Source organism: Castellaniella ginsengisoli (genome assembly GCF_040955415.1).
Lineage (GTDB): Bacteria > Pseudomonadota > Gammaproteobacteria > Burkholderiales > Burkholderiaceae_B > Castellaniella > Castellaniella ginsengisoli.
Genome location: NZ_CP158257.1, coordinates 784,122 through 807,919, shown reverse-complemented (window position 1 = coordinate 807,919; position 23,798 = coordinate 784,122). Strand labels below are relative to the sequence as shown.

Here is a 23,798-nt window from a genome sequence, read left to right as displayed (position 1 = left end):
AGAACATGACGATTTTCTTGCAACTGGCCTATAGCGGCATCGCCCTGGGTATGATCTACGCGGTCATTGCCTTCGGCTATCAACTGACCTACGCCACGTCCGAGACCTTGAACTTCGGCCAGGGCGACGCCCTGATGCTGGGGGGGCTGGTCGGCCTGACCCTGGTCGGGATGGGTGTCAGCTACTGGCTGATGATTCCCCTGGTCTGCATCTTCGGCATGGCGCAAGGCGCCGTGGTCGAACGCGTGGCCGTGCGCCCCGCGATCCAGGCGCGGTCCGAATTCGGCTGGATCATGGCGACCATCGCCCTGGGCATCATTTTTCGCAATACGGCCGAAAACATCTGGGGCCGCGATGCGCTGCATTTCCCGTCCCCCGTCTCCGAGACTCCTTTCAGCGTGCTGGGCGCCAACATTCTGCCGATGGAACTGCTGGTGGTCGCGGGTGCGCTGCTCATCATGGGCGCCATCGAGCTGTTCAACCGCACGTCGATCTATGGCAAGGCGGTGGTGGCGACCTCCGGCGATCGCGACGCGGCCGGACTGATGGGCATCAACACCAAGCTGGTCATCACGTTTTCCTATGCGCTGTCCTCCCTGACGGCCGCCTTCGCGGGCGTGCTGGTGGCCCCGCTGACGCTCACCGGCGCCTCGATGGGCGCGGTGCTGGGCCTCAAGGCCTTCGCAGTGGCCATCGTGGGCGGCCTGAACAGCGGCCTGGGCGCCATCGTGGGCGGCCTGTTGCTGGGCATCATGGAAACCACCACCGGTTTCTATCTCTCCACCGGCTACAAGGACGTACCCGGCCTGATCCTGCTGCTGCTCGTCCTGACCCTTCGGCCCGCCGGGCTGTTCGGCAAGACCGCCATCAAGAAGGTCTGATCCCACCATGAACAAGAAGCATCTGCTGTCTTTTGTCGCGCTCGCCGCCGTGTTGGCGATGGTGCCGCTCGGCGTCGAGAATCCCTACTATCTGCACCTGATCGAAACCATCCTGATCTATGCGGTCCTGCTGCTCGGGCTGGACATCGTGGTCGGCTATACCGGCCAGGTGTCCCTCGGCCACGCCGGCCTATTCGGGATCGGCGCCTATGTCGTGGGCACCCTGGTCCTGCATCTGGACATGCCGTTCTGGGTCACCCTGCCGGCCGCCATCGTGATCACGGCGGGCTTTGGCGCCATCCTGGCGCTACCGGCGCTGCGGGTGACTGGGCCCTACCTGGCCATGGTGACCCTGGCCTTTGGCACCATCATCCAGATTCTCATCAACGAGATGAGCTTTCTCACGGAAGGCCCCATGGGAATCAGTCTCGACAAACCCGCCGTGGCCGGCCACATGCTGAGCGGTTCCGAGTTCTACTGGCTGGTGCTGGCGTTGCTGGCGTTGTCGGTGCTGTTCACCGAGCGCGTGGCGCGGTCGCATTACGGGCGCGCCTTCGAGGCGCTGCGCGACAGCCCCATCGCCTGCGATTGCATGGGCGTGTCGGTCTATCGCTACAAGGTGGTGGCCTTCGTCATCAGCGCCGGTCTGGCCGGTTTGTCGGGCGCGCTGCACGCCTACTCCGAGCAGTACATCTCGCCCAATACCTACACCTTCGAGCTGATGGTGCTGTTCCTGCTGGCCCTCATCATGGGCGGGCGCAAGACCCGCTCGGGCGCGCTGCTGGGCGCGGCCATCATCGTGCTGCTGCCCAAGATGCTCGACGACGTCGCCACCTTCCGGCCGCTGGCCGTGGGCCTGGCGGTGCTGGTCACGGTGGGCGCGATCATGGCGGTGCGGCGCGGCCGCGCCACGCCGGCGCGCATGGCGGCGCCCGTGATCGGCGCGCTGGTTCTGGCCGGCGGTTCGCTGGCGCTGGACCAGATGACCGACTGGCGGTTGTCGATCTTCGGCTTGATGATCCTGTTCGTCGTCTATTACCTGCCCGACGGCATCGTCGGCTTCGTGTCGCATGCCTTGGGCCGCGCGCCGCAGCCCCCGGCGCCGGCCGGACCGCCGCAGGCAGCGCCCGCGTCCGAGGCCGGCGGGCTGCCGGACGCTTCGCATGGCGTGCTGCTGGCCGTGGGCCAGGCGGTGATGCAGTTCGGCGGGCTCAAGGCGCTCAATGGCGTCGACCTGGAAGTCCGGCGCGGCACGATCCATGGGCTGATCGGGCCGAATGGATCGGGCAAGAGCACCATGATGAACGTGCTCACGGGCATCTATGTGCCTACGTCCGGCTCCGTGGTGTTCGCCGGCCGCGACCTGGCCGGCCTGACCTCCGCGCAGATCGCCGCGCGAGGCGTGGCGCGCACCTTCCAGAACGTGCAGTTGTTCGGCGAAATGAGTGCGCTGGAAAACGTGCTGGTCGGGCTGCATCATTCCTTTGGCACCGGCCTGGCCGGGATTGCGTTGCACACGCCCGGATGGCGGCACGAGGAACGCCAGGCCCGCGCCCGGGCGCTCGGGCTGCTGGAATTCGTGGGCCTGGCGCCGCTGGCCCACGAAGAGGCGCGCAACCTGCCCTACGGCAAGCAGCGCCTGCTGGAGATCGCCCGCGCATTGGCGCTCGACCCCCAACTGCTGCTGCTCGACGAGCCGGCGGCAGGCCTGACGGCGCCGGATATCGAAGAGTTGCTGGCCATCATCCGCAAACTCAAGGACCGGGGCCTGACCGTCATCCTGATCGAACACCACATGGACGTGGTGATGGGGGTCTGCGATGCCGTGTCGGTGCTGGATTTCGGACAAAAGATCGCCGAGGGGCTGCCCGCCGACGTGCAGGCCGACTCCCGGGTTATCGAAGCCTATCTGGGCGGAGAGCAGGTGGGAGCGCAGGCATGCTGAAGATCGAAAACCTGGAAGCCGGCTATGGCAAGGTCAAGGTGCTGCATGGCATCAGCCTGGACGTGCCCGCCGGCAAGGTCGTGACGCTGATCGGGTCCAACGGCGCGGGCAAGACGACCACCATGCGGGCCATATCCGGCATGCTGCGTCCTTCGGCGGGCACCATCGCCCTGGGGGGGCGGCAGATTCAGGGGCTGGAATCCCACCGCATCGCCCGGCTGGGCCTGGCGCATTCCCCCGAAGGCCGGCGCGTCTTTCCCACGCTGAGCGTCACCGACAACCTGTTGCTGGGGGCCTTTCCCCGTCTGACGGGCAGCCGCACGCGCGGCGATGTGGCGCGCGACCTGAATCGCGCCCTGGAACTGTTTCCCCGCCTCAGCGAACGGCGCACGCAACTGGCGGGCACGCTCTCGGGCGGCGAACAGCAGATGCTCGCCATGGCGCGCGCCGTCATGCTCAACCCCGAGGTCGTGCTGCTGGACGAGCCGTCCATGGGGCTGGCGCCCATTCTGGTCGACGAGGTCTTCCGCATCATTTCGCGCCTGAAGTCAGAGGGCGTGACGATGCTGCTGGTAGAGCAGTTCGCAGCGGCGGCGCTGGCCGTGGCCGACTACGGCTACGTGCTGGAAAACGGCCGCATTGCCATCGAAGGCCCGGCGCGGAAACTGCGCAGCGATCCCGCCGTGGCGGCGGCCTATCTGGGCGGGCATTAGCCGCGCTTTAGATCCCGTAGTGTTTCAAGCCGTCCAGGTCCAGCACCTGGACGGCGCCGTATTCGATCTTCAGCAAGGCCGCCGCTTCCAGCGTGCGCAGGGCCTGGTTGGTGCGCTGGCGCGAGATGCGCGCCAGATAGCCGATTTCTTCCTGCGTGATTTCCAGGCGCATGGAATTGCCCGGATACAGCAGCGGATTGAACAGTTCCGCCAGGCAGCGCGCCACGCGGGCGTCGGGCGCCAGGAGGCGGTCGTATTCGGCCTTGCCGATGAACTGCGCCACGCGTTCGTTGAGCTGGTGCAGCAGGTAGCGGTTGAACGGGATGCTGGCGTCCAGCAGCCAGTAGAACGTGTCGCCGCGCAGGCGGGCGATGGTGCTGCGGCGCAGGGCGATGATGTCGTATTTGCGGGCTTCTCTTTTCAGCAGCGAACCCTCGCCGATCCAGCCGCCGGCGGGCACGCCGGTCAGGGAGGCCAGCTTGCCGTCGGCGTTGCCCACCGAGACCTTCACCAGCCCGTCGAGCACGCCGATCCAGGCGCAGGCGATCACGCCCTTGTGCTCGACGATGGTGCCGGCCTCGACGTGCGCCACGGCGGTGTCCCGCAGGACGCGCGCCTGCTGCGCATCGTCGAGCAGATCGAACCAGGCGGCGCGCGCCGGCAAAGCCTGAGTCAGATTCATGGGGACTTACCCTAGATCGAGATCGAATGTCATATGTGCGACAGTCGGGGAGGGATGGCAGCCTGTACCTTAGTCTGCGACACCGCCCCTCAGAGGCGCACTGAAGGCCCTGCGCACCGCAGGCTGTATGCAAGGCCGAGGAGACATCATGGTACAGGAAACCACCGCCGCGACGACGTTCCCCGCACTGCTGATGCACCATGCCCGGGTGCGCGGCGCGCGTCCGGCGATCCGGGAAAAGGATCTGGGCATCTGGCAGACGCTGACCTGGGCGCAGGTGGCGGCCGAGGTCCGGCGCGTGGCCTCGGGGCTGGCCGATCTGGGCGTCGTGGCGGGCGAGCATGTCGCCGTCGTCGGCGAGAACCGCCCCCGCCTGTACATGGCGATGATGGCGGCCCAGTGCCTGGGCGCCATCCCCGTGCCGCTCTACCAGGACGCCGTGGCCGAGGAAATGGCCTTTGTGCTCCAGGACGCCGAGGTGGGCGTGGTGGTGGCCGAGGACCAGGAGCAGGTCGACAAGATGCTTGAAGTCTCCGGGCGCTGCCCGGCCCTGCGCCATGTCGTCTACGACGATCCGCGCGGCCTGCGCCACTACGACGATGCGCGCCTGCTGGCCTGGGATGCCTTGCTGGCGCGCGGCGATGCGCGCGCAGGGCGGCAGCCCGAAGAACTCGATGGCCGTATCGCCGCGATCGGGCCGCAGGATACGGCGGCGATGTTCTATACCTCCGGGACCACCGGCAAGCCCAAGGGCGTGGTGCTCAGCCACCATGCGCTCATCGATCGGGCGCGGGCCATTGAGCAGTTCGAGGGCCTGACCGACCGCGAAGACGTGCTGGCTTACCTGCCGCCCGCCTGGATCGGGCAGAACATGTTTTCCTACACCCAGTTCCTGACCACGGGCTTCACCGTCAACCATCCCGAATCGCCCGAAACCGTGTCGATCGACATGCGCGATATCGGTCCCACCTATTATTTCGCGCCGCCTCGCGTGCTCGAAGGCTTGCTGACGCACGTCACGATCCGCATGGAGGACGCCGGCCGCTTCAAGCGCTGGCTGTACCGCCAGGCGATGGGCGTGGCCCGCAGGGTGGGGGCGAGCATCCTGGACGGCCGTGCGGACGTCAGCCTGTCCGACCGCCTGAAATACGCGTTGGGCGACCTGCTGATCTACGGCCCGCTGCGCAACACCCTGGGCATGAGCCGGGTGCGCGTGGCCTATACGGCGGGCGAGGCCATCGGCCCCGATCTGTTCGTCTTCTACCGCTCCATCGGCATCAACCTGAAGCAGCTCTACGGTTCCACCGAGACCTCGGTCTTCGTCTGTGTTCAGGCCAATGGCCAGGTGCGCGACGACACGGTCGGCCCGCCTTGCGAGGGCGTGGACATCCGCGTGGCCGACAACGGCGAGATCCAGTTGCGCAGTCCGGGGCTGTTCTCCGGGTACTACCGCAACCCGCAGGCGACGGCCGAGTCCTACACGGAAGACGGCTGGTATCACACCGGCGACGCGGGCTACCTGGACACCGACGGCCAACTGAAAATCATCGATCGCGCCAAGGACGTCGGCCACTTGGCCGATGGCAGCCTGTTTGCGCCGAAATACATCGAAAACAAACTGAAGTTCTTCTCCTTCATCAAAGAAGCCGTGGCCTTCGGAGCGGACCGCCCCGAGGTGTGCGCCTTCATCAACATCGACCTGGAGGCCGTGGGCAATTGGGCCGAGCGCCGCGGCCTGCCCTATGCCGGCTACACCGATCTGGCCGGCAAGGACGAGGTCTACGACCTGATCCGGGACTGCGTCGAGCAGGTCAATGCCGACCTGGCGCAAGATCCGAAGCTGGCGGCTTCGCAGGTCAGCCGCTTTCTCATCCTGCACAAGGAACTGGACCCGGACGACGATGAACTGACCCGTACCCGCAAAGTCCGCCGCGCCTTCATCGCACAGAAGTACGCCGTGCTGGTCGAGGCACTGTTCGCGGGCCGGTCGAGCCAGTTCATCGAAACCGAGGTCAAGTTCGAGGACGGCCGCACCGGCCATATCTCCGCCGACCTGCGCATCGAGTCCGCGGCCGTCATGCCGCCCGAACCGCTGAAAAAGGTAGCCTGAATGACCCAGATGGCAACACAGCAGGCGCCGGCGGACGGCGCCCCGGCCCGGACCGCCCGCATCGGCGACGTGATCCTGGACCTGCAGAACATTTCCCTGTCTTTCGGTGGCGTCAAGGCGCTCACGGACATTTCCTTCGATGTGCGCGAGCACGAAATCCGCGCCATCATCGGCCCCAACGGCGCGGGCAAGAGCTCGATGCTGAACGTCATCAACGGGGTCTATACGCCCCAGGAAGGCCGCATTCTGCTGCAGGACCAGCAGTTCGCCCGGATGAATCCTCGCCGCGCCGCCGAGATGGGCATCGCCCGCACCTTCCAAAACCTGGCTTTGTTCAAGGGCATGAGCGTGCTCGACAACATCATGACGGGCCGCAACCTGCGCATGAAAAGCGGCGTGCTGGCGCAGGCGCTGCGTCTGGGCTCGGCCGAGCGCGAAGAAATCGCCCACCGCGAGGTTGTGGAGAACATCATCGACTTTCTGGAAATCCAGGCCTGGCGCAAGACCCCGGTCGGGCGTCTGCCCTACGGCCTGCAGAAGCGCGTGGACCTGGGCCGCGCGCTGGCCATGGAGCCGCGCATCCTGCTGCTCGACGAGCCGATGGCGGGGATGAACATCGAAGAAAAACAGGACATGAGCCGCTACATCCTCGATGTGAACGACGAGTACGGCACCACGATCGTGCTGATCGAGCACGACATGGGCGTGGTCATGGATATTTCCGACCGGGTCGTGGTGCTCGACTACGGCCGCAAGATCGGCGATGGCGCGCCCGACGAGGTGCGCAGCAACCCCGAGGTCATCCGGGCTTACCTGGGCGCCAGCCACTAGGGCCGGCCGCGCCATTCAAGGAGTCGCAATGGGATTCTTTCTGGAAACAGTGATCGGCGGCCTGATGAGCGGCATGCTCTATGCTCTGGTGGCCCTGGGCTTCGTGCTGATCTTCAAAGCCTCGGGGGTGTTCAATTTCGCCCAGGGCGCCATGGTGCTGATCGCGGCGCTGGCCATGGCGCGCCTGTCGGGCTGGCTCAATGACTGGCTGGGGGGCGGATCGCCGATACTGGCCAATTTGCTGGCCTTCGTCCTCAGCGCCCTGTTCATGTGGCTGATCGCCGTGCTGGTCGAGCGTCTGGTGCTGCGGCACTTGGTCAACCAGGAGGCCACCACGCTGCTGATGGCCACCATCGGCATCAGCTATTTCCTGGATGGCATCGGCCAGATCCTGTTCGGCAGCTCGGTGTATTCGATCGACGTGGGCATGCCCAAGGACCCGGTCATCGTGCTCGATTCCGTATTCGAGAGCGGCGTGCTGATCAGCCTCGAAGACCTGACGGCCGCCGTCGTCGCCGCGGTGCTGGTGGCGGTGCTGGCCTTCTTCTTCCAGTACACCACGGTGGGCCGGGCGCTGCGCGCCGTGGCCGACGACCACCAGGCGGCGCAGTCGGTGGGCATCCCCCTGAACCGCATCTGGGTGGTGGTCTGGACAGTCGCCGGGCTGGTGGCCCTGGTCACGGGCATCGTCTGGGGATCGAAGTTCGGCGTGCAGTTCACCCTGTCCACGGCCGCGCTGCGGGCCTTGCCGGTGGTGATCCTGGGCGGCCTGACCTCAGTGCCCGGCGCCATCGTCGGCGGCCTCATCATCGGTGTGGGCGAGAAACTGTCCGAGGTCTACCTGGGGCCTTTCGTGGGCGGCGGCATCGAGATCTGGTTCGCCTATGTGCTGTCCCTGGTGTTCCTGCTGTTCCGGCCCCAGGGCCTGTTCGGCGAAAAAATCATCGACCGCGTCTAGATAGGGGCAGCCATCCATGTTCTATCGTGAAAACGGCCAGTTCAAGAGCACCTACCGATCGGATCAGCAGATCTTTCCGATCCGCCAGGACCGCTGGTTCATCGGCGCCCTGCTGCTCGTCGCCTTCGTCGCCGTCCCGCTGAGCGCGTCGGACTACTTCCTGCAGGCGATCTTCATCCCCTTCCTGATCCTGTCGCTGGCCGCCATCGGCCTGAACATCCTGGTCGGCTATTGCGGCCAGATTTCCATCGGTTCGGGCGCCTTCATGGCGGTGGGCGCCTACGCCGCCTGGAACTTCGGCGTGCGGCTGGATCTGCCGCTGGTGATCCAGATCCTGCTGGGCGGCGTGTTCGCCACGCTGGCCGGCGTGGTGTTCGGTGTGCCCAGCCTGCGCATCCGCGGCCTGTACCTGGCCGTGACGACGCTGGCCGCGCAGTTCTTCATGGACTGGGCCTTTCTGCGCATTCCCTATTTCACCAATTATTCGTCCTCGGGCAACGTCTCCGTGCCGGCCCTCGAAGCCTTCGGCCTGCCGGTGGTCTCGCCCGTGCAGAAATACCTGTTCGTCCTGTGTTTCGTGGCGGTCATCGGCCTGCTGGCCAAGAATCTGGTGCGCGGCGCCATCGGCCGGCAGTGGATGGCGATCCGCGACATGGACGTGGCCGCAGCCGTCATCGGCATCCGGCCGGTGTACGCCAAGCTCACCGCTTTCGCCGTCAGTTCCTTCATCATCGGCGTGGCGGGCGCCCTGTGGGCCTACATCCACCTGGGCTCCTGGGAACCCCTGGCCTTCGACCTGAACCGCTCGCTGCAGTTGCTGTTCATCATCATCATCGGCGGCCTGGGCTCCATCATCGGCAGTTTTTTCGGCGCGGCCTTCATGGTGCTGGTGCCGGTGTTGCTGACCAACGTGCCCCACTGGCTGGGTTTGAGCATCCCGGTGGACGTGGCCTCGCACATCGAGCACATGGTTTTCGGCTTCCTGATCGTCTTCTTTCTGATCGCGGAGCCGCATGGCCTGGCCAGGCTGTGGAGCATCGCCAAGGAAAAACTCAGGATCTGGCCGTTCCCTCACTGAGGGGGCTTTCGGGGCGGCGTTCCATCGGACCCGTTCTTTGTTGACACGATAGGTGCCACACGCACCAGGAGGAGCTACAAATGAAGCATGCACTGACGAAGACCGCCGCCACCGCCTTGCTGGCCGCCGTCGGATTCACCGGAGTCGCCGGTACAGCGCAGGCCGCCGAGGAGCAGTTCATTCCTCTGCTGGTCTACCGGACCGGCTCGTTTGCCCCGCTCGGCATTCCCTGGGCCAACGGCAAGATCGATTATCTCAAGCTCGTCAACGAGCGCGACGGAGGCGTCAACGGCGTCAAGATCGTCTACGAGGAATGCGAGACCTCTTATTCCACCGACAAGGGCGTGGAATGCTACGAGCGCCTGAAGAACAAGAATGGCGGGGCTTCCGGCTTCGATACGCAATCCACGGGCATCACCTTCGCCGTGACCGACAAGGCCATCGTCGACGGGCAGCCGGTGATCACGGTGGGCTACGGTCTGTCGCAATCGGCCGATGGCCGGGTCTTCAAGTGGAACTTCCCGCTGCTGGGCACGTACTGGACGGCGGCCGACGTCATGATTCAGGACATCGCCAAGAAGCTGGGCGGAGAAGACAAGCTCAAGGGCAAGAAGATCGCCCTGATCTACCACGACTCCCCCTTTGGCAAAGAACCCATTCCGCTGCTGCAGGAACGCGCCAAGGACAATGGCTTCGACCTGCAGCTCTATCCGGTGGCCGCTCCGGGAGTGGAGCAGAAATCCACCTGGCTGCAGATCCGCAAGAACCGTCCCGATTATGTGATTCTCTGGAGCGCCGGGATCATGACCCCGACGGCCATTCGCGAAGCGCAGGGCGTGGGCTATCCGCGCGACAAAATGTACGGTATCTGGTGGGCCAGTTCCGAGACCGACGTCAATGACCTGGGCGATGTGGCCAAGGGCTACAACGGCATCACCATCCAGAACAGCGCGGAACACGGCCGGGTGCACGAGGACGTGAAGAAATACGTCTACGACAAGGGCGAGGGCGCCGACAAGGATGGCACCACGTTCGGGTCGCTTGCCTACACGCGCGGCATGATGATCTCCATGCTGCAGGTCGAGGCCATCCGCGCCGCCCAGGAGAAATTCGGCAAGGGCAAGCACATGACGCCCGAGCAGGTGCGCTGGGGGTATGAAAACCTGAACCTGGACCAGGCCCGCCTGGAAGAACTTGGATTTGCCAAGTTGATGCGGCCGGTGAAGACTTCGTGCGAGAACCACATGGGCGACGACTGGGCGCGCATCATCCAGTGGGACGGCAAGAAGTTCAATGTCGTGTCCGACTGGTACCAGTCCAATCCGAAGTACGTGCAGCCGCTGGTGAAATCCCTGGGCGACAAGTACGCCGCCGAGAAGAAACTGCCGACGCGCGACTGCGCGGCCGAGTAAGCCGTGCCGGGGCCGGCTCCGGCACGGCCCCGTCCGGCTCCTGGGAGAGGAAACCATGGATAGCGCACAGGCGTCCGAACCCGCGGTGCTGTTGAATGTCAACGGCATCGAGGTCATCTACAACCACGTCATCCTCGTGCTCAAGGGCGTGTCCCTGGTCGTGCCCGAGGGCAGGATCGTGGCGCTGCTGGGCGCCAACGGCGCCGGCAAGACCACGACCTTGCGGGCGATCTCCAACCTGCTGCGCGGAGAGCGCGGCGAGGTCACCAAGGGTGAAATCGAATATCGCGGGGAGCGCATCGAATCTCTGTCGCCGGCCGATCTGGTGCAGCGCGGCGTGATCCAGGTCATGGAAGGCCGCCATTGCTTCGCTCACCTGAGCATCGAGGAAAACCTGCTGACGGGCGCTTATACGCGGCGCCTGGGGCGGGCCGACCTGGATGCCGCCCTGGAGCGGGTCTACCGTTATTTTCCGCGCCTGAAGCAGCGCCGGAAGACGCAGGCGGGCTATACGTCCGGCGGCGAACAACAGATGGCGGCCATTGGCCGCGCCCTGATGGCCGACCCGCGCATGATCTTGCTGGATGAGCCTTCGATGGGCCTGGCGCCGCAGATCGTCGAGGAAATCTTCGAGATCGTGCGCGACCTGAACCAGCGCGAGGGGGTGAGTTTTCTGCTGGCGGAGCAAAACACCAACGTGGCCTTGCGCTACGCGGACTACGGCTACATCCTGGAAAACGGCCGCGTGATGATGGATGGCGCCGCCCGTTCGCTGGCCGAGAACGAGGATGTCAAGGAATTCTATCTGGGCGTCTCGGGAGCGGGCCGCACCAGCTTTCGCGAAACCAAGTTCTACCGTCGGCGCAAGCGCTGGCTGGCCTGATACGGGAGAATGGCATGCAGGCATACTACGACGCGCGCGAAACCCTGCCCGCCGACGAGCGCGAGCGGCGGCTGTTTCAGCGCCTGCCCGCCGCCCTGGCCCAGGCCCGTGCGCGGGCGCCGGCCATTGACCGGCAACTCGGGGACATCGATCCGGCATCGCTGGATTCCCGCCAGGCCCTGACGCTCGTGCCGGTGCTGCGCAAGAGCGAGCTGCTGCAGGTCCAGCATGCGGCCCGCATCGCCCGGGCGAGCGATGCAGACGACGCCGAACGCCTGCGCGTGTTCGGCGGCTTTTCCGCCATCGGCTGGGGCGAGGCGCGGCGCGTGTACGCCTCGCCGGGCCCCATCTACGAGCCCGAAGGACCGCGCCCCGACTACTGGGGTTTTGCCCGCGCCTTGCATGCGGCGGGGGTGCGGCCCGGCATGCTGGTGCATAACTGCTTTTCCTATCATTTCACCCCGGCCGGATCCATGATGGAAACCGCCGCCCACGCGCTGGGCTGCACCGTGTTTCCCGGCGGGGTCGGGCAAACCGAACAACAGGTGCGGGCCATGGCGGATCTGGCCCCGCAGGCTTACACCGGGACGCCCAGCTTCCTGCGCATCATTCTGGAAAAAGCCGACGAGATGGGGGTTGCGCTGCCGTCCCTGACCCGGGCGCTGTTTTCAGGTGAAGCCTACCCGCCGTCGCTGCAGGCCTGGTTCCGCGGGCGCGGCATCCAGGGCTTTCAGGCCTATGGCAGTGCGGACCTGGGCATGGTGGCTTTCGAGACGTCCGCGCGCGAGGGGCTGGTCGCCAACGAGGACTTGATCCTGGAAATCGTCCGGCCCGGCACCGGCCAACCCGTCCCCGATGGCGAAGTCGGCGAACTGGTGGTGACGACCCTGAATGCAGACTATCCGCTGCTGCGGTTCGGCACGGGCGACCTGTCTGCGCTGATGCCCGGGGCGTCGCCCTGCGGCCGGACCAATCTGCGCATCCGCGGCTGGCTGGGACGCGCCGATCAGACGACCAAGGTGCGCGGCATGTTCGTGCATCCGGAGCAGATCGCCCGGGTGCTCGAGCAGCACCCCGAGATCGGGCGCGCGCGCCTGGTGGTGTCCGGAGAGTCCGGCCACGACATCATGACGCTGCGGGTCGAAGCCGGCGCCGCGCTCGACGCCGGGGCCGTGGCCGACACGGTGCGCGAACAGACCAAGCTGCGCGCCGTCATCGAGGTCGTCGCCTCCGGCGCATTGCCCAACGACGGTAAAGTGATCGAGGACGTCCGCCGCTACGATTGAGTGGTGATGTGGCTTGGCATGATCTTTTCGCCGCAGGGCCGTCCCAAGGAGAAAAACGCCCCCTCAGGGGGCAGCAAGCGGCCGTAGGATGCACAGCGTGGGGGAGGCTCGGTTACTATGCTCGAATCCGTGAAGCAGACCGAGGGAGACACTTCCATGCGTGGATTCAAACTGATCGCCGGCCTGGCCGTCCTGCTGGGCGCCGGCATGCCACTGGCCCAGGCCGACACCCTGTCCGTGGTCAAAGAACGCGGCGCCGTGCAGTGCGGCGTCACCACCGGTTTCGCCGGATTCTCGGCGCCCGACGCCCAGGGCGCATGGAAAGGCCTGGATGTGGATATGTGCCGCGCCGTCGCGGCGGCCGTCCTGGGCGATGCTTCCAAGGTCAAGATTGTGCCGTTGAATGCGCAGCAGCGCTTCACCGCCCTGCAATCGGGCGAGATCGACCTGCTGGCGCGCAACACGACGGTGACGCAGTCCCGTGACACCGCGTTGGGCTCGATCCATGCTGCCATCAATTTCTATGACGGCCAGGGGTTCATGGCGCCCAAATCCCTGGGCATCACATCCGCCCGCGACCTGAACGGCGCCACGGTCTGCATGCAGACCGGCACGTCCAACGAGCAGAACATGGCCGATTGGGCGCGCGCCCACAAGGTGCAGTACACGCCTGTCGTGATCGAGCAGTTCAATGAGGTCGTCAACGCGTTCGCCGCCGGCCGCTGTGATGTGTTCACCACCGACGCCTCGGGCCTGGCCTCGATCCGCATTGCCAAGCTGACCAATCCCGGCGATTACGTGATCCTGCCGGAAATCATCTCCAAAGAGCCTCTCGGCCCCTTCGTGCGCCAGGGCGATGACGCCTGGCTGAACGTCGTCAAATGGGCTTTTCACGCCATGGCCGGCGCTGAAGAGCTGGGGGTGAGCTCGGCCAACGTCGATGCCCAACTGAAAAGCGAGGATCCCAACGTCCAGCGCTTGCTGGGCGTGACCGGCAACGCCGGCAAGAACCTGGGATTGGACGAGCAATGGGCTTACCGCATCATCAAGCAGGTGGGCAACTACGGCGAATCGTTTGACCGCAACGTGGGCATGAGCAGCCCGCTGCAAATCCAGCGTGGCCTGAACGCGCTCTGGAAAGACGGCGGCCTGCTGTATCCGCTGCCGATCCGCTGATCGGTTCGCATGTGTGGCCAAGGCCCTGTTTCCGAAAGGATGCAGGGCCTTTTTTTCAAGGCGCGCGCCTGGCTCGGGGCGGCGTGAGGGCTTACGTTCTTTTCCGGTAGACCAAGCTGATGCGGGCGAAGGCCGCCTGCAGTTCCGGCGTGCCGGCCTGGAAGGTCACAGGCCGGCCCTTCTGCACGAAGCACACCAGTTTTTTCGAAGCGAACAGCGGGATGAACTTGGTGGACTGGATCTCGGACCAGGGCACTTCGCGACGCGTGATCCAGGACTGCCGGATGCCCCAATCGGAGATTTCCGTGACCGAGGTCCACATATGGGCGCTCATCCAGATCAAAGCGCCGACGCAGACCATGATGCTGAGGATCACCGGCATGGGCAGTGCCTGATCGGGCGAGAGCTGCAGCACCATGGCCAGCCGGATGACGATGATGGCCATGATGAGCCAGGCGATGACGGCGATCCAGCGCGGCCAGGCCCGGCCGCGCAGCGGCAGGGGGCCGATCTGGGCCAGGAGGGCATCGTGTTCTTCAGGAGAGGGACGACCGAATGGAGACATCGGGGATTTTCAGGTGGGTTCGGGAAGGCCGCGCGGCCGCGCGGTGCGAAAGCCCCGGACGGGCCGGGGCATGGAAGGGTAGGTCAAGCCCGCTTCAGCGCCAGGGCGCGGCCTGCGCGGCTGGATGTGGGGCGGCCGATGCGTTCGGAAATCCACTGGCCGATCTCCACGACGGCATCCAGGTCGACTCCGGTGGAAAGCCCCTGGCCGCGCATCAGATAGAGCACGTCTTCCGTGGCGACGTTGCCGGTGGCGCCCTTGGCGTACGGGCAGCCGCCCAGTCCGGCGACCGAACTGTGGAAGATGCGCACGCCGCACTCCAGCGCCGCCAGGATGTTGGCCAGGGCCTGGCCGTAGGTATCGTGGAAGTGTCCCGAGACCCGGGTTCCGAGGTCGGCGACCTGGCCTACGGCACGCAGCACACGCCCGACCTGGGCGGCCGTGCCCACGCCGATGGTGTCGGCCACGTCGATCTCGTCGCAGCCCAGGCGCAGCAGGCGCTCGGCCACGTCGACGACGGCGGCCACCGGCGTCTCGCCCTGGTAAGGGCAGCCCAGCGCGCAACTGATGCTGCCGCGCAAGCGCAGCCCGGCTGCCTTGGCGGCGGCGGCCACGGGCTCGAAGCGGGCGATGGATTCGGCGATGGAGCAGTTGATGTTGCGTTGGGAGAAGGCTTCGCTGGCGGCGCCGAAGATCACGACTTCGTCCGCCTGGGCGGCCAGGGCGCCTTCGAAACCGCGCAAATTGGGCACCAGGGCGGAATAAAGCGTGCCCGGGCGGCGGCGGATGCCGGCCATGACCTCGGCGCCATCGGCCATCTGCGGCACCCACTTGGGGGAGACGAATGAGGCGGCTTCGATATTGGCGAAGCCGGCGGCCGACAGACGGTCGACGAGTTCGATCTTGACGGCGGTGTCGACGAACTGCTTTTCATTTTGCAGGCCGTCGCGCGGCCCGACTTCGACGATCTTGATGTGCTCGGCCATGAGGGGCGTCCCAGGGGATTCGTGGTGATGCTTGACAGGGGTCCATCATAGCGCAGCCGGACTCAGTTTCCGCTGCTATAGCGGCCGTCGGCGGTCCGGGCGATCAGCCCGGAGATTTCCAGCAGAGTCAGTTGGTGCTGCAAGCGGTCGATGGGCCAGTCGAGATCCCGGCGCAGGGTATCCAGATCGACCGGGTCGCGACCGATTCGCTCCAGCAGGGCTTTGGCGTCGGGGCCTGTGGCGGCTGGGGGCATGGCCTCGGCGGGCCTGGCGGAGGTTTCGGAAGCGGGAGACGCGGCCTTCGGGGCGTGATCCGATGCGGCGGGTTCCGCAGCCGGCATCGTCAGGGCGCCTGGCGACGCGCCCTGACGCAGTTCCTCGACGATATCCTGTCCTGATTCGACCAGTTTGGCGCCCTGGCGGATCAGGGCATGGCAACCGCGCGACAGGGGGGAGTGGATGGAGCCCGGGATGGCGAAGACCTCGCGCCCCATTTCGCCCGCCAGCCGGGCGGTGATGAGCGAGCCGCTGCGCGCGGCGGCTTCGACCACCAGTACCCCCTGGCTCAGGGCGGCGACGATCCGGTTGCGCTGCGGGAAGTGGAAACGCAGCCCTGGGGCGCCCAGGGGAAATTCCGACAGCAGCAGGCCCTGGGAGGCGATGCGGTGAGCCAGGGCATGATGGGACGGCGGATAGACCCGGTCGATGCCGGTGCCCAGCACCGCCAGGGTGCCGCCGCCGGCTTCGCCGGCCTCCAGGGCGCCGGCATGGGCGGCCCCGTCGATGCCGCTGGCCAGGCCGCTGACCACGCACCAGCCCTGTTGGGCCAGGTGGCGCGCGAAGGCGCGGGCGTTGCGTTCGCCGTCCGCCGTGGCGTGGCGCGCGCCGACGATGGCCAGCATGGGCCGCTCCAGGATGTGGAGCCTGCCGTGGGCGTAAAGGACCGGCGGCGGGTCGGTCAGGGCGTACAGTGTGCGTGGATACAGAGGGTCGGCGAGCGTCAGCAGGTGATGGTCGTCGGCCCGCAGCCAGTCCAGCGTGTCGTCGATGGCGGCCTGCAGGCCGGGTTCGGGCGGTTGGCGCAGACGGGCGGCCAGGGCCGGATCCAGATAGCGGGCGAGGCTGCCGGTCGTGGCCGAGACGATGTTCTGCGGCATGCCGAAGACTGAGAGCAGCAGCCGGACCCGGGCGGCGCCCAGCTCGGGTTCGAGGCTCAGGCGGAGCCAGGCGCGCAGTTCGTTCGTGTCGGCAAGAGGCGGCATGCGGGCAGTGTGCCACGGTTTGTCAGTCCTGCGCATGCCGGCGTGGTCAAATCATCCGGTAACCTGTTTGTCAGCATAATGGCGCTAAAGTAAGTGTGTGCCGGCTTGCCAGGAGCCCAGATCATGCCGCGTTTGAAACTGCCCCCCATTCCCCCTTCCGAGATCACGCCAGAGCCTCGATGGGCCGCTCGCCGCGAGTGGATGCTGCGGGCGGGAAAGGGCGCGCTGGCGCTGGGCGCGGGCGGCTTGCTGGCGGGCCGCGCTTCATGGGGGCAGGCGGCGCGCGGCGTGCTGGCCGGCACGCCGAATCCGCGCTACCGCCTCGACGACGCGCTCACCACCGAAGAGGACGTGACCGGGTACAACAACTTCTACGAGTTCGGCACCGGCAAGTCGGATCCGATGCACTATGCGGGCCGGATGCAGACGCGCCCCTGGACGCTGCGCATCGAGGGCGAGGTCGAGAAGCCCGTGACCCTGGATATCGACGATCTGCTGAAGCTGGCGCCCATGGAAGAGCGCATCTACCGGTTGCGATGCGTAGAAGCCTGGTCGATGGTGATCCCCTGGAGCGGCTATCCGCTGTCGGCGCTGCTGGCCCGGGCACGCCCCACCAGCAAAGCAAAATATGTCCAGTTCATCTCTGCGGTCCAGCCCGAGCGGATGCCTGGCCTGGGCGCGCGCATCATCGATTGGCCGTACCGGGAAGGCCTGCGGATGGACGAGGCGCTGCATCCGTTGACCTTGCTGGTGTTCGGGCTGTACGGCAAGATTCTGCCCAACCAGAATGGCGCGCCCATGCGGGTCGTCATCCCCTGGAAATACGGTTTCAAGTCGGGCAAGTCCATCGTCGGGATCCGGCTGCTTGAAAACCAGCCGCCGACCAGTTGGTCGGAGATCGCGCCGCACGAATACGGCTTCTATGCCAACGTCAATCCGACCGTGCCTCATCCCCGATGGAGCCAGGCGACAGAGCGGCGGATCGGGAGCGGCTTCTTTGCGCCGCGCCTGGAAACGCTGATGTACAACGGGTACGGGGACCAGGTGGCCGGCCTGTATGCCGGCATGGATCTGCGGGCCCATTACTAGGATCGCGTCATGGGCGTGCGGGCATCGGCATCTGGGCGCAGGCGCTGGACGGCGCAGGAAATCGGCCGCATCAAGCCGCTCGTCTTCGCGCTGGCCTCCTATCCCCTGGCGCGATGGATCTGGCTGGCCTTCGGGACGGGGTTCGGCGCCAACCCCCAGGAATTCCTGATCCGGTCCACGGGCATCTGGTCGTTGGTCCTGCTGCTCGTCACCCTGGGCGTCACGCCGCTGCGCCGCCTTGTGGGCCAGCCCGCGCTGGTGCGGGTGCGGCGCATGCTGGGCCTGTTCGCATTCTTCTATGCCGTGTTGCATGTGGCGGGCTGGGCCTTGTGGGAAAGAAGCCTGTCGCCGGCGCTCATGTGGGACGACGTGGTGCAGAGAACGTTCGTGACCGTGGGCGTGGCGGCTTTCCTGCCCATGCTGGCGCTGGCGTGGACGTCCACCCAGGGCTGGATGCGCCGGCTGGGTCCGCTTTGGCAGAAGCTGCACCGCAGCGTGTATGCCGTGGGCGGCCTGTCGGTGTGGCACTTTTGGCTCGTCCGGGCCGGCAAGAACGATTTCTTCGAGCCCTATGCCTACGGCGGCGTGCTGGCCGTGCTGTTGGCGTGGCGGCTGGTCTTTTCCTGGCGCGGGCGGGGCGCGTCGGGGCCGTAGGGGGTGATTCCACGGGGCCTGGCTCTTGTTCTATGATGGAACCTAGGTTTTTATCGAATCAGGCAATCACCATGGCTTTGCTCCCCATTCTCAAGTATCCGGATCCCCGGCTGCACAAGGTCGCCGCGCCGGTGCAGCAGGTGGACGACCGTGTCCGCCAATTGGTGCGCGACATGGCGGAAACCATGTACGCCGCGCCGGGCGTGGGCCTCGCCGCGACCCAGGTGGACGTTCATGAGCGGATCGTGGTCATCGACGTCTCCGAGGATGGCAACGACCTGCATGTGCTGATCAACCCCGAAATCACCTGGAAGAGCGAAGAGCTCCAGACCTACGAGGAAGGCTGCCTGTCGGTGCCCGGCGTCTACGACGAGGTCGAGCGTTCCGCGCGCATCCACGTGCGTGCCCTGGACGAGCGCGGCGAACCTTATGAATTCGATGCCGAAGGCCTGTTGGCGGTGTGTGTCCAGCACGAGCTGGACCATCTGCTGGGCAAGGTGTTCGTCGAATACCTGTCCGTTCTCAAACAGAGCCGCATCCGTACGCGCCTGCGCAAGCAGCAGCGCGATGCCCAGCGCGAGTCCGCCGGAGCCTAGTGCCTGCACGGCTTGCATGCACATACCCTCGGCGCCTCATCGAACAGGACACTGAATGCGCATTGCCTTTGCGGGAACGCCGGAATTCGCCCGGCAGGCGCTCGACGCCCTCATCGCGGCCGGGCATGAGGTCGCCTGCGTGCTGACCCAGCCGGACCGGCCCTCCGGACGCGGCATGAAACTGATGCCCAGCCCCGTCAAGCAGGCGGCGCTGGATGCCGGCATTCCCGTGCTGCAGCCGCGCAGCCTGCGGCTGGACGGCAAATATCCCGGTGACGCCTCAGCCGTCCGGGCCGCATTGCAGCGCCTGGCGCCGGATGTCATGGTGGTGGCGGCCTATGGGTTGATCCTGCCCCAGTGGGTGCTGGATCTGCCCCGGCACGGCTGCCTGAACATCCATGCCAGCCTGCTGCCGCGCTGGCGTGGGGCGGCGCCCATCCAGCGGGCGATCGAGGCCGGCGATGCGGCCAGCGGCGTGACCATCATGCAGATGGATGCGGGGCTGGACACGGGCGCCATGCTGCATCGGGTGGAGCGGCCGCTGGCCGCCGACGAAACCGGCGCCAGCCTGCATGACGGTCTGGCCGCCGATGGCGCGCGCGCCATCGTGGACGTTCTGGCGCGGCTGGCGGCCGGAGAAGGGCCGGCGCCGGTGCCCCAGCCGGCGGCGGGCGTATGCTATGCCGACAAGCTCCTCAAGTCGGAATCGGCGCTGGATTTTTCCCGCCCGGCCGCCGAACTGGCGCGCCGGGTGCGGGCCTTCGACCCGTTTCCCGGGACCACGATGAGGCTGCCGGGGCTCGACCAGCCGGTGAAGGTCTGGGGGGCGCAGGCGCTGCCGGCCGACGCCGGCATGCCGGCGCCCGGCACGATCATGGCCATGGATCCGGGCGGCATCGACGTGGCGACTGCGGATGGCGTGTTGCGCGTGACGCTGCTGCAGCGGCCCGGCGGGCGGCGCCAGCCAGTGGCCGAGTTCATGCGGGCGTATCGCGGGTAGGCGTACCGCCGGGCGTGAGAAAGCGCCGGCTCAGGCGCTTGACGATTTCTTGCGGGAAGTGTCGATGCCGAGCTGTTTGAGCTTGCGGTACAGGTGGGTGCGTTCCAGGCCGGTGCGCTCGGACACCCGCGTCATGCTGTGATTTTCGTGCAGCAGGTGATATTCGAAATAGATGCGTTCGAATTCGTCGCGCGCCTCGCGCAGCGGCTGGTTGAGCGAGATCCGGCCGAGGTATGAGTCGTCGTGGGGCGGGGCGCTTGGCGTCGTGCCCATGGGCTGCGCAACGGCGGGGCCGCCCGCCAGCGGGGGGGGCTGGGTGAAGACCGGATCGGCGGCCAGGGCGGCCGGGCGCTCGGTGCGGCTGCGCATGGAAGCCGGGATCACCGGGCGCGCCAAGCCGGCGGCGACGGTCTTGAGCAGCTTCTGTAGGGTGATGGGTTTTTCGAGAAAATCGACGGCGCCGATGCGGGTGGCCTCGACGGCGGTATCCACGGTGGCGTGGCCGCTCATCATGATGACAGGCATGTTCAGCAAGCCCTGGCCGGACCATTCCTTAAGCAGGCTGACGCCATCGGTGTCGGGCATCCAGATGTCCAGCAGCACCAGATCGGGTCGCTGGCGGAGACGGGATTCGCGGGCTTGCGCCGCATTCTCCGCGAGCTCGACCGTGTGGCCTTCATCGTAGAGAATCTCGGACAGCAGTTCGCGGATGCCTATTTCGTCGTCCACCACCAGAATTCTGGCCATATCACCTCACTTTGTGTTCTACGTATTATCGTGTGCTTGTCTGGATGCGTCCAGCGGCGCCGGTTCCGTCGCGAGACGGGAGAACAGGATGGAGATGCGCGCGCCCCCTTCGGTCCGGTTGGAGATATCCACCTGGGCGGCGTGTTCCTCGGCGATCTTCTTGACGATGGCAAGCCCGAGCCCGGTGCCGGTGGGTTTGGTCGTGACGTAGGGCTCGAAGACACGGTGCAGGACCTCGGGCGCGAAGCCGGGGCCGTTGTCCGAGACGGTCAGGCGGACGCGGGCGGGCCCCGCATCGTCGTCCGGCCTGATCAGGCGTGTCTGTACACGGATTTCCGCCGCGCCTGGCGCAGCCTGCTGGCAGGCGGCGTCGCGGGCGTTGGCCAGCAGATTGTGGAACACTTGGCGCAACTGGGCCGGATCCCCCTGAATCATCGGCAGGCCGGGCGCCAGCAGGGCATCGAAGCGGGTCGTCCCCGGCGCAGTCTGCGGCGCGGCGGGTTCGGCGGGATCCCAGCCGTACAAGGACAGGACCTCGGCCAGCAGCGCGTTCAGATCGATGTCCTGCATTTGCGCCGGCGGCGTGCGGGCATATTCGCGGAAATCATCCACCATGCGTTTCAATGACGCGACCTGATTGACGATGGTCTGGGTGGATCGCTGCAGCATGGCGGCCTCGTCCGGCGCCAGCCGGTCCGCCAGTTTCATGGCCAACCGCTCGGCCGACAACTGGATGGGCGTGAGCGGGTTCTTGATTTCGTGGGCGAGGCGGCGGGCGACTTCGCCCCAGGCGACCGTGCGGTTGGCGGAAATGACTTCGCTGATGTCGTCGAAGACGACCAGATAGCCATCCTCGTGGCCGTCCATGAGCAGCCGGGTGCCTCGGGCCAGCAGGGTGACGACGTGCTTCTTGCGCTCGTTGTCCGGGGCCTCCTGGAGTTCCACCTCGAATTGCTGTTGCCAGTAGGGGCGTGTGGATTCCACGGCTTCGTGGGCGGAGAACGCCTGGCGGATCAGGGTGGCGACCGGCAGGGCGCCGTTGGCGGTTTCCAGCGGCCGGCCTTGGATCGTGCGCAGGTCGACGTGCAGGATGCTCTGGGCGCCCTGGTTGAACAGCGTCAGGCGGAAGGAGCGGTCGAAGACCAGCACGCCCGAGGACAGGTTGCTGAGCACGGATTCCAGGTACAGATTGCTCTGTTCCAGTTGGCGGCGATGGCGGTCGACCATCCGGCGGGCTTCGTCCAGTTGGCGCGTCATGGCGTTGAAAGAGCGCGTCAACTGGCCGACCTCGTCGCGCGCCGGCGGCTCGGGCAGGGGCCGGTAGTCGCCGACTCCGACGGCCTGGGTGCCCGAGGCCAGGCTCAGCAGGGGCCGCACCAGGCGCCTGGAGACCGCCAGGGCCACGACCACGGCGGCGAAGACGGCCAGGATCAGGGCCAGGGTCAGGGTAATGCCGTACAGCTTGCGTAGCCCCAGGCGCGACAGGGCCAGTTCCTGGTAATCGCGGAATCCCTGCTGGACTTGGCTGGCATTGCGGGCGATGCGCTCGGGCACGGCCTGGATCACCTGCAGCCAGCGCGAGTCGCTGCCCAGACTCATGGGGTTGCCCAGCCGGTCCGAGGCGGCGGTGCCCAGCGGGATGATGACCCGCACGTGCAGGCCGTCGCTGGTCGGGCCGTCGCCGGAGGCCACGTCGGCTTCGGCCGCCGCATATCCCTGGGCGACCCGCAACTGATTCATGACGCTGCTGGGCGGGAGATCGGGCAGGAGCTGGCTGAAGGCCGAGGAGGAAAAGGCAACCAGGCGGCCGGTGCCGGTGAAGACCAGGGCCTCGTCGATTTCATTGGCGGCGCGCAGCGAGGTGATCAGCAAGGCGATTTCCGCATCGCTGGCGGAGTTCAGCCGCAGGGCCATGTTGTGCGCCCGGTTGCTGAGTTCGGTAATCTGGGTGTCCAGGGCGGCGCGGCCCAGGTTCAAGCCCGATTCCAGCGCGGTGTCCACCCGCACGTTGAACCAGGATTCGATCGACCGGGACATGAACTGCACCGAGAGTACATAGATGAGTACGCCCGGCAGGATGCCGATCAGCGTGAAGTACAGCGTGAAGCGGGCCGTCAGCCGGGCGCCGAACTGGCGCCGCCGGATCTGGCGCAGCAGCCGGATCGCGAGCATGGCCACCCAGGACATCAAGGCGATGGCCAGCACGCCGTTGAGCAGCAGCAGCACGTCGTACTGCTGGGCGTAGCGCGAGGCGTTGCCGGTGGACCAGACCAGCAGGCCCAGCAGCGCGATGGCGCTGACGGCCGCGACCCCGAGCGCGGAGCGCAGCGCCCAGCGGATCAGCCGCGGGGCGTTGCGGCGGAAATCGAAAAAGTGAATTCTTTCCATGGGGTCGTCAAGGACCAGGTTCCGCTATTGAGGGCGTCGACCTGGAAGGGGCGGGCCAGGCGCGATGTATCCAGCCGCAGCCGCAGCCGCCCCTGGTACGTCTGGTCCGGCGTGAAGCGGCCGGCGTCTCCGAGCGGCCAGTTGCGGATGTGGCGCACCAGGTCGAGCGCTTCGTCCAGGGTCGTGGCCGGCAAGGACAGGTCGCCGGTGCCGACGCGCCATTGGCGCGTCAGGGCGTTGTACTGGATGCGCCAGGTCTGGCTGACCGACAGGATCGTCTCGTCGAACCACCACCAGCGCGGATGCTGGATGCTGAGGTCCGCCGTGAAGTACAGCGGCACGCCCTTGCGGGCGGCCTCGTGCAGTTCGCCGCTCAGGGTGAAGTCGATGTCGGCGTCCAGCAGGAGTTCGCCCTGGCGCAGCACCGGTTCGATGCGCGTGACCCGGCCCTCGTCGGCCCGGGCGGCCGGGGCGGCCAGAAACAGGAGACTGAGGGCCAGGAAGATCAGGAAGCGTGGCATGCGCTGGGGGTGGAGCGGAAAATCACTGACAGTCG

General features: G+C 66.5%; 22 protein-coding genes. 15 read left to right on the top strand and 7 right to left on the bottom strand.

The annotated features are described in order from the left end of the window. Positions 1-5: 5 nt before the first annotated feature. The 3 genes from ABRZ00_RS03810 to ABRZ00_RS03800 are packed head-to-tail and all read left to right on the top strand — an operon-like array spanning position 6 to position 3,539. On the top strand, positions 6-881 hold the full coding sequence (locus ABRZ00_RS03810) for a branched-chain amino acid ABC transporter permease (RefSeq protein WP_343837990.1): 876 nt from the start codon (positions 6-8) through the stop codon (positions 879-881). A 7-nt stretch (positions 882-888) separates the two neighbouring features. Next, complete coding sequence (locus ABRZ00_RS03805; RefSeq protein WP_368641071.1) at positions 889-2,826, top strand: ATP-binding cassette domain-containing protein; 1,938 nt, start codon at positions 889-891, stop codon at positions 2,824-2,826. Then, positions 2,820-3,539, top strand: coding sequence for an ABC transporter ATP-binding protein (locus tag ABRZ00_RS03800; protein WP_368641072.1), 720 nt, complete (start codon positions 2,820-2,822; stop codon positions 3,537-3,539). Before ABRZ00_RS03805 ends, ABRZ00_RS03800 begins: the two co-directional genes overlap by 7 nt. A gap of 7 nt (positions 3,540-3,546) precedes the next feature. Here the strand turns inward: ABRZ00_RS03800 and ABRZ00_RS03795 are convergent, their stop codons facing one another. Further along, complete coding sequence (locus ABRZ00_RS03795; protein WP_343837998.1) at positions 3,547-4,221, bottom strand: Crp/Fnr family transcriptional regulator; 675 nt, start codon at positions 4,219-4,221, stop codon at positions 3,547-3,549. A 148-nt stretch (positions 4,222-4,369) separates the two neighbouring features. Here ABRZ00_RS03795 and ABRZ00_RS03790 point away from each other — a divergent pair, with 148 nt between their 5' ends. From ABRZ00_RS03790 to ABRZ00_RS03755, 8 genes are all read left to right on the top strand, one after another. Continuing rightward, positions 4,370-6,331 carry a long-chain fatty acid--CoA ligase gene (locus ABRZ00_RS03790; RefSeq protein WP_368647844.1) on the top strand — a complete coding sequence of 654 codons (1,962 nt, stop codon included), beginning with the start codon at positions 4,370-4,372 and terminating at the stop codon, positions 6,329-6,331. A gap of 9 nt (positions 6,332-6,340) precedes the next feature. Beyond that, complete coding sequence (locus ABRZ00_RS03785; protein ID WP_368647889.1) at positions 6,341-7,162, top strand: ABC transporter ATP-binding protein; 822 nt, start codon at positions 6,341-6,343, stop codon at positions 7,160-7,162. A gap of 28 nt (positions 7,163-7,190) precedes the next feature. Next, entirely contained in the window at positions 7,191-8,120 is a 930-nt protein-coding gene (locus ABRZ00_RS03780; protein WP_368647843.1) for a branched-chain amino acid ABC transporter permease, read from the top strand. Positions 8,121-8,136: 16 nt separating this feature from the next. Then, positions 8,137-9,198 (top strand): branched-chain amino acid ABC transporter permease, encoded by a 1,062-nt coding sequence (locus ABRZ00_RS03775; RefSeq protein WP_343838004.1) that lies wholly within the window; start codon positions 8,137-8,139, stop codon positions 9,196-9,198. Between the two features lie 80 nt (positions 9,199-9,278). Further along, positions 9,279-10,610: an ABC transporter substrate-binding protein gene (locus tag ABRZ00_RS03770; protein WP_368641074.1), complete on the top strand. Its 1,332-nt coding sequence runs from the start codon at positions 9,279-9,281 to the stop codon at positions 10,608-10,610. A gap of 55 nt (positions 10,611-10,665) precedes the next feature. Further along, positions 10,666-11,493, top strand: coding sequence for an ABC transporter ATP-binding protein (locus ABRZ00_RS03765; protein ID WP_343838008.1), 828 nt, complete (start codon positions 10,666-10,668; stop codon positions 11,491-11,493). A gap of 14 nt (positions 11,494-11,507) precedes the next feature. Next, positions 11,508-12,779, top strand: a complete 1,272-nt coding sequence (locus tag ABRZ00_RS03760) for a phenylacetate--CoA ligase family protein (RefSeq protein WP_368641075.1) — start codon at positions 11,508-11,510, stop codon at positions 12,777-12,779. Positions 12,780-12,935: 156 nt separating this feature from the next. Next, positions 12,936-13,955 carry an amino acid ABC transporter substrate-binding protein gene (locus ABRZ00_RS03755; protein ID WP_368642792.1) on the top strand — a complete coding sequence of 340 codons (1,020 nt, stop codon included), beginning with the start codon at positions 12,936-12,938 and terminating at the stop codon, positions 13,953-13,955. Between the two features lie 91 nt (positions 13,956-14,046). Here the strand turns inward: ABRZ00_RS03755 and ABRZ00_RS03750 are convergent, their stop codons facing one another. From ABRZ00_RS03750 to dprA, 3 genes are all read right to left on the bottom strand, one after another. Further along, a complete protein-coding gene (locus ABRZ00_RS03750) occupies positions 14,047-14,520 on the bottom strand; it encodes a hypothetical protein (RefSeq protein WP_368641076.1) in 474 nt (157 codons plus the stop codon). 83 nt (positions 14,521-14,603) lie between these two features. Further along, positions 14,604-15,506: a hydroxymethylglutaryl-CoA lyase gene (locus ABRZ00_RS03745; protein WP_368641077.1), complete on the bottom strand. Its 903-nt coding sequence runs from the start codon at positions 15,504-15,506 to the stop codon at positions 14,604-14,606. A gap of 62 nt (positions 15,507-15,568) precedes the next feature. Continuing rightward, positions 15,569-16,768 (bottom strand): DNA-processing protein DprA, encoded by a 1,200-nt coding sequence (dprA, locus tag ABRZ00_RS03740; RefSeq protein ID WP_368641078.1) that lies wholly within the window; start codon positions 16,766-16,768, stop codon positions 15,569-15,571. 123 nt (positions 16,769-16,891) lie between these two features. Here dprA and msrP point away from each other — a divergent pair, with 123 nt between their 5' ends. The 4 genes from msrP to fmt all read left to right on the top strand — a co-directional run bounded on the left by msrP (position 16,892) and on the right by fmt (position 20,107). Then, positions 16,892-17,857 (top strand): protein-methionine-sulfoxide reductase catalytic subunit MsrP, encoded by a 966-nt coding sequence (gene msrP, locus ABRZ00_RS03735; RefSeq protein WP_368641079.1) that lies wholly within the window; start codon positions 16,892-16,894, stop codon positions 17,855-17,857. A gap of 9 nt (positions 17,858-17,866) precedes the next feature. Continuing rightward, positions 17,867-18,511 carry a sulfite oxidase heme-binding subunit YedZ gene (locus tag ABRZ00_RS03730; RefSeq protein WP_368641080.1) on the top strand — a complete coding sequence of 215 codons (645 nt, stop codon included), beginning with the start codon at positions 17,867-17,869 and terminating at the stop codon, positions 18,509-18,511. Between the two features lie 71 nt (positions 18,512-18,582). After that, positions 18,583-19,107, top strand: a complete 525-nt coding sequence (gene def, locus ABRZ00_RS03725) for a peptide deformylase (protein ID WP_343838024.1) — start codon at positions 18,583-18,585, stop codon at positions 19,105-19,107. 55 nt (positions 19,108-19,162) lie between these two features. Beyond that, positions 19,163-20,107, top strand: a complete 945-nt coding sequence (gene fmt, locus ABRZ00_RS03720) for a methionyl-tRNA formyltransferase (RefSeq protein WP_368647842.1) — start codon at positions 19,163-19,165, stop codon at positions 20,105-20,107. 30 nt (positions 20,108-20,137) lie between these two features. Here the strand turns inward: fmt and ABRZ00_RS03715 are convergent, their stop codons facing one another. Genes ABRZ00_RS03715 through ABRZ00_RS03705 form a run of 3 tightly spaced genes read right to left on the bottom strand, consistent with a single transcriptional unit; the run spans position 20,138 to position 23,763 of the window. Beyond that, positions 20,138-20,854: a response regulator gene (locus ABRZ00_RS03715; RefSeq protein WP_368647841.1), complete on the bottom strand. Its 717-nt coding sequence runs from the start codon at positions 20,852-20,854 to the stop codon at positions 20,138-20,140. 18 nt (positions 20,855-20,872) lie between these two features. Next, positions 20,873-23,194, bottom strand: a complete 2,322-nt coding sequence (locus ABRZ00_RS03710) for an ATP-binding protein (protein WP_368647888.1) — start codon at positions 23,192-23,194, stop codon at positions 20,873-20,875. After that, on the bottom strand, positions 23,194-23,763 hold the full coding sequence (locus ABRZ00_RS03705) for a DUF4390 domain-containing protein (protein WP_368641082.1): 570 nt from the start codon (positions 23,761-23,763) through the stop codon (positions 23,194-23,196). The genes ABRZ00_RS03710 and ABRZ00_RS03705 overlap by 1 nt, the downstream gene beginning before the upstream one ends. Between the last annotated feature and the right edge of the window lie 35 nt (positions 23,764-23,798).

Bases quoted from the DNA above. Each gene is read 5' to 3' on its own strand.
- ABRZ00_RS03760 (WP_368641075.1), top strand. From the start codon at position 11,508: ATGCAGGCATACTACGACGCGCGCGAAACCCTGCCCGCCGACGAGCGC.
- ABRZ00_RS03715 (WP_368647841.1), bottom strand. From the start codon at position 20,854: ATGGCCAGAATTCTGGTGGTGGACGACGAAATAGGCATCCGCGAACTG.
- ABRZ00_RS03745 (WP_368641077.1), bottom strand. From the start codon at position 15,506: ATGGCCGAGCACATCAAGATCGTCGAAGTCGGGCCGCGCGACGGCCTG.
- ABRZ00_RS03785 (WP_368647889.1), top strand. From the start codon at position 6,341: ATGGCAACACAGCAGGCGCCGGCGGACGGCGCCCCGGCCCGGACCGCC.
- fmt (WP_368647842.1), top strand. From the start codon at position 19,163: ATGCGCATTGCCTTTGCGGGAACGCCGGAATTCGCCCGGCAGGCGCTC.
- ABRZ00_RS03730 (WP_368641080.1), top strand. From the start codon at position 17,867: ATGGGCGTGCGGGCATCGGCATCTGGGCGCAGGCGCTGGACGGCGCAG.
- ABRZ00_RS03775 (WP_343838004.1), top strand. From the start codon at position 8,137: ATGTTCTATCGTGAAAACGGCCAGTTCAAGAGCACCTACCGATCGGAT.
- ABRZ00_RS03810 (WP_343837990.1), top strand. From the start codon at position 6: ATGACGATTTTCTTGCAACTGGCCTATAGCGGCATCGCCCTGGGTATG.
- ABRZ00_RS03770 (WP_368641074.1), top strand. From the start codon at position 9,279: ATGAAGCATGCACTGACGAAGACCGCCGCCACCGCCTTGCTGGCCGCC.
- def (WP_343838024.1), top strand. From the start codon at position 18,583: ATGGCTTTGCTCCCCATTCTCAAGTATCCGGATCCCCGGCTGCACAAG.
- ABRZ00_RS03780 (WP_368647843.1), top strand. From the start codon at position 7,191: ATGGGATTCTTTCTGGAAACAGTGATCGGCGGCCTGATGAGCGGCATG.
- ABRZ00_RS03795 (WP_343837998.1), bottom strand. From the start codon at position 4,221: ATGAATCTGACTCAGGCTTTGCCGGCGCGCGCCGCCTGGTTCGATCTG.
- ABRZ00_RS03765 (WP_343838008.1), top strand. From the start codon at position 10,666: ATGGATAGCGCACAGGCGTCCGAACCCGCGGTGCTGTTGAATGTCAAC.
- ABRZ00_RS03755 (WP_368642792.1), top strand. From the start codon at position 12,936: ATGCGTGGATTCAAACTGATCGCCGGCCTGGCCGTCCTGCTGGGCGCC.
- ABRZ00_RS03705 (WP_368641082.1), bottom strand. From the start codon at position 23,763: ATGCCACGCTTCCTGATCTTCCTGGCCCTCAGTCTCCTGTTTCTGGCC.
- dprA (WP_368641078.1), bottom strand. From the start codon at position 16,768: ATGCCGCCTCTTGCCGACACGAACGAACTGCGCGCCTGGCTCCGCCTG.
- ABRZ00_RS03805 (WP_368641071.1), top strand. From the start codon at position 889: ATGAACAAGAAGCATCTGCTGTCTTTTGTCGCGCTCGCCGCCGTGTTG.
- ABRZ00_RS03750 (WP_368641076.1), bottom strand. From the start codon at position 14,520: ATGTCTCCATTCGGTCGTCCCTCTCCTGAAGAACACGATGCCCTCCTG.
- ABRZ00_RS03790 (WP_368647844.1), top strand. From the start codon at position 4,370: ATGGTACAGGAAACCACCGCCGCGACGACGTTCCCCGCACTGCTGATG.
- msrP (WP_368641079.1), top strand. From the start codon at position 16,892: ATGCCGCGTTTGAAACTGCCCCCCATTCCCCCTTCCGAGATCACGCCA.
- ABRZ00_RS03800 (WP_368641072.1), top strand. From the start codon at position 2,820: ATGCTGAAGATCGAAAACCTGGAAGCCGGCTATGGCAAGGTCAAGGTG.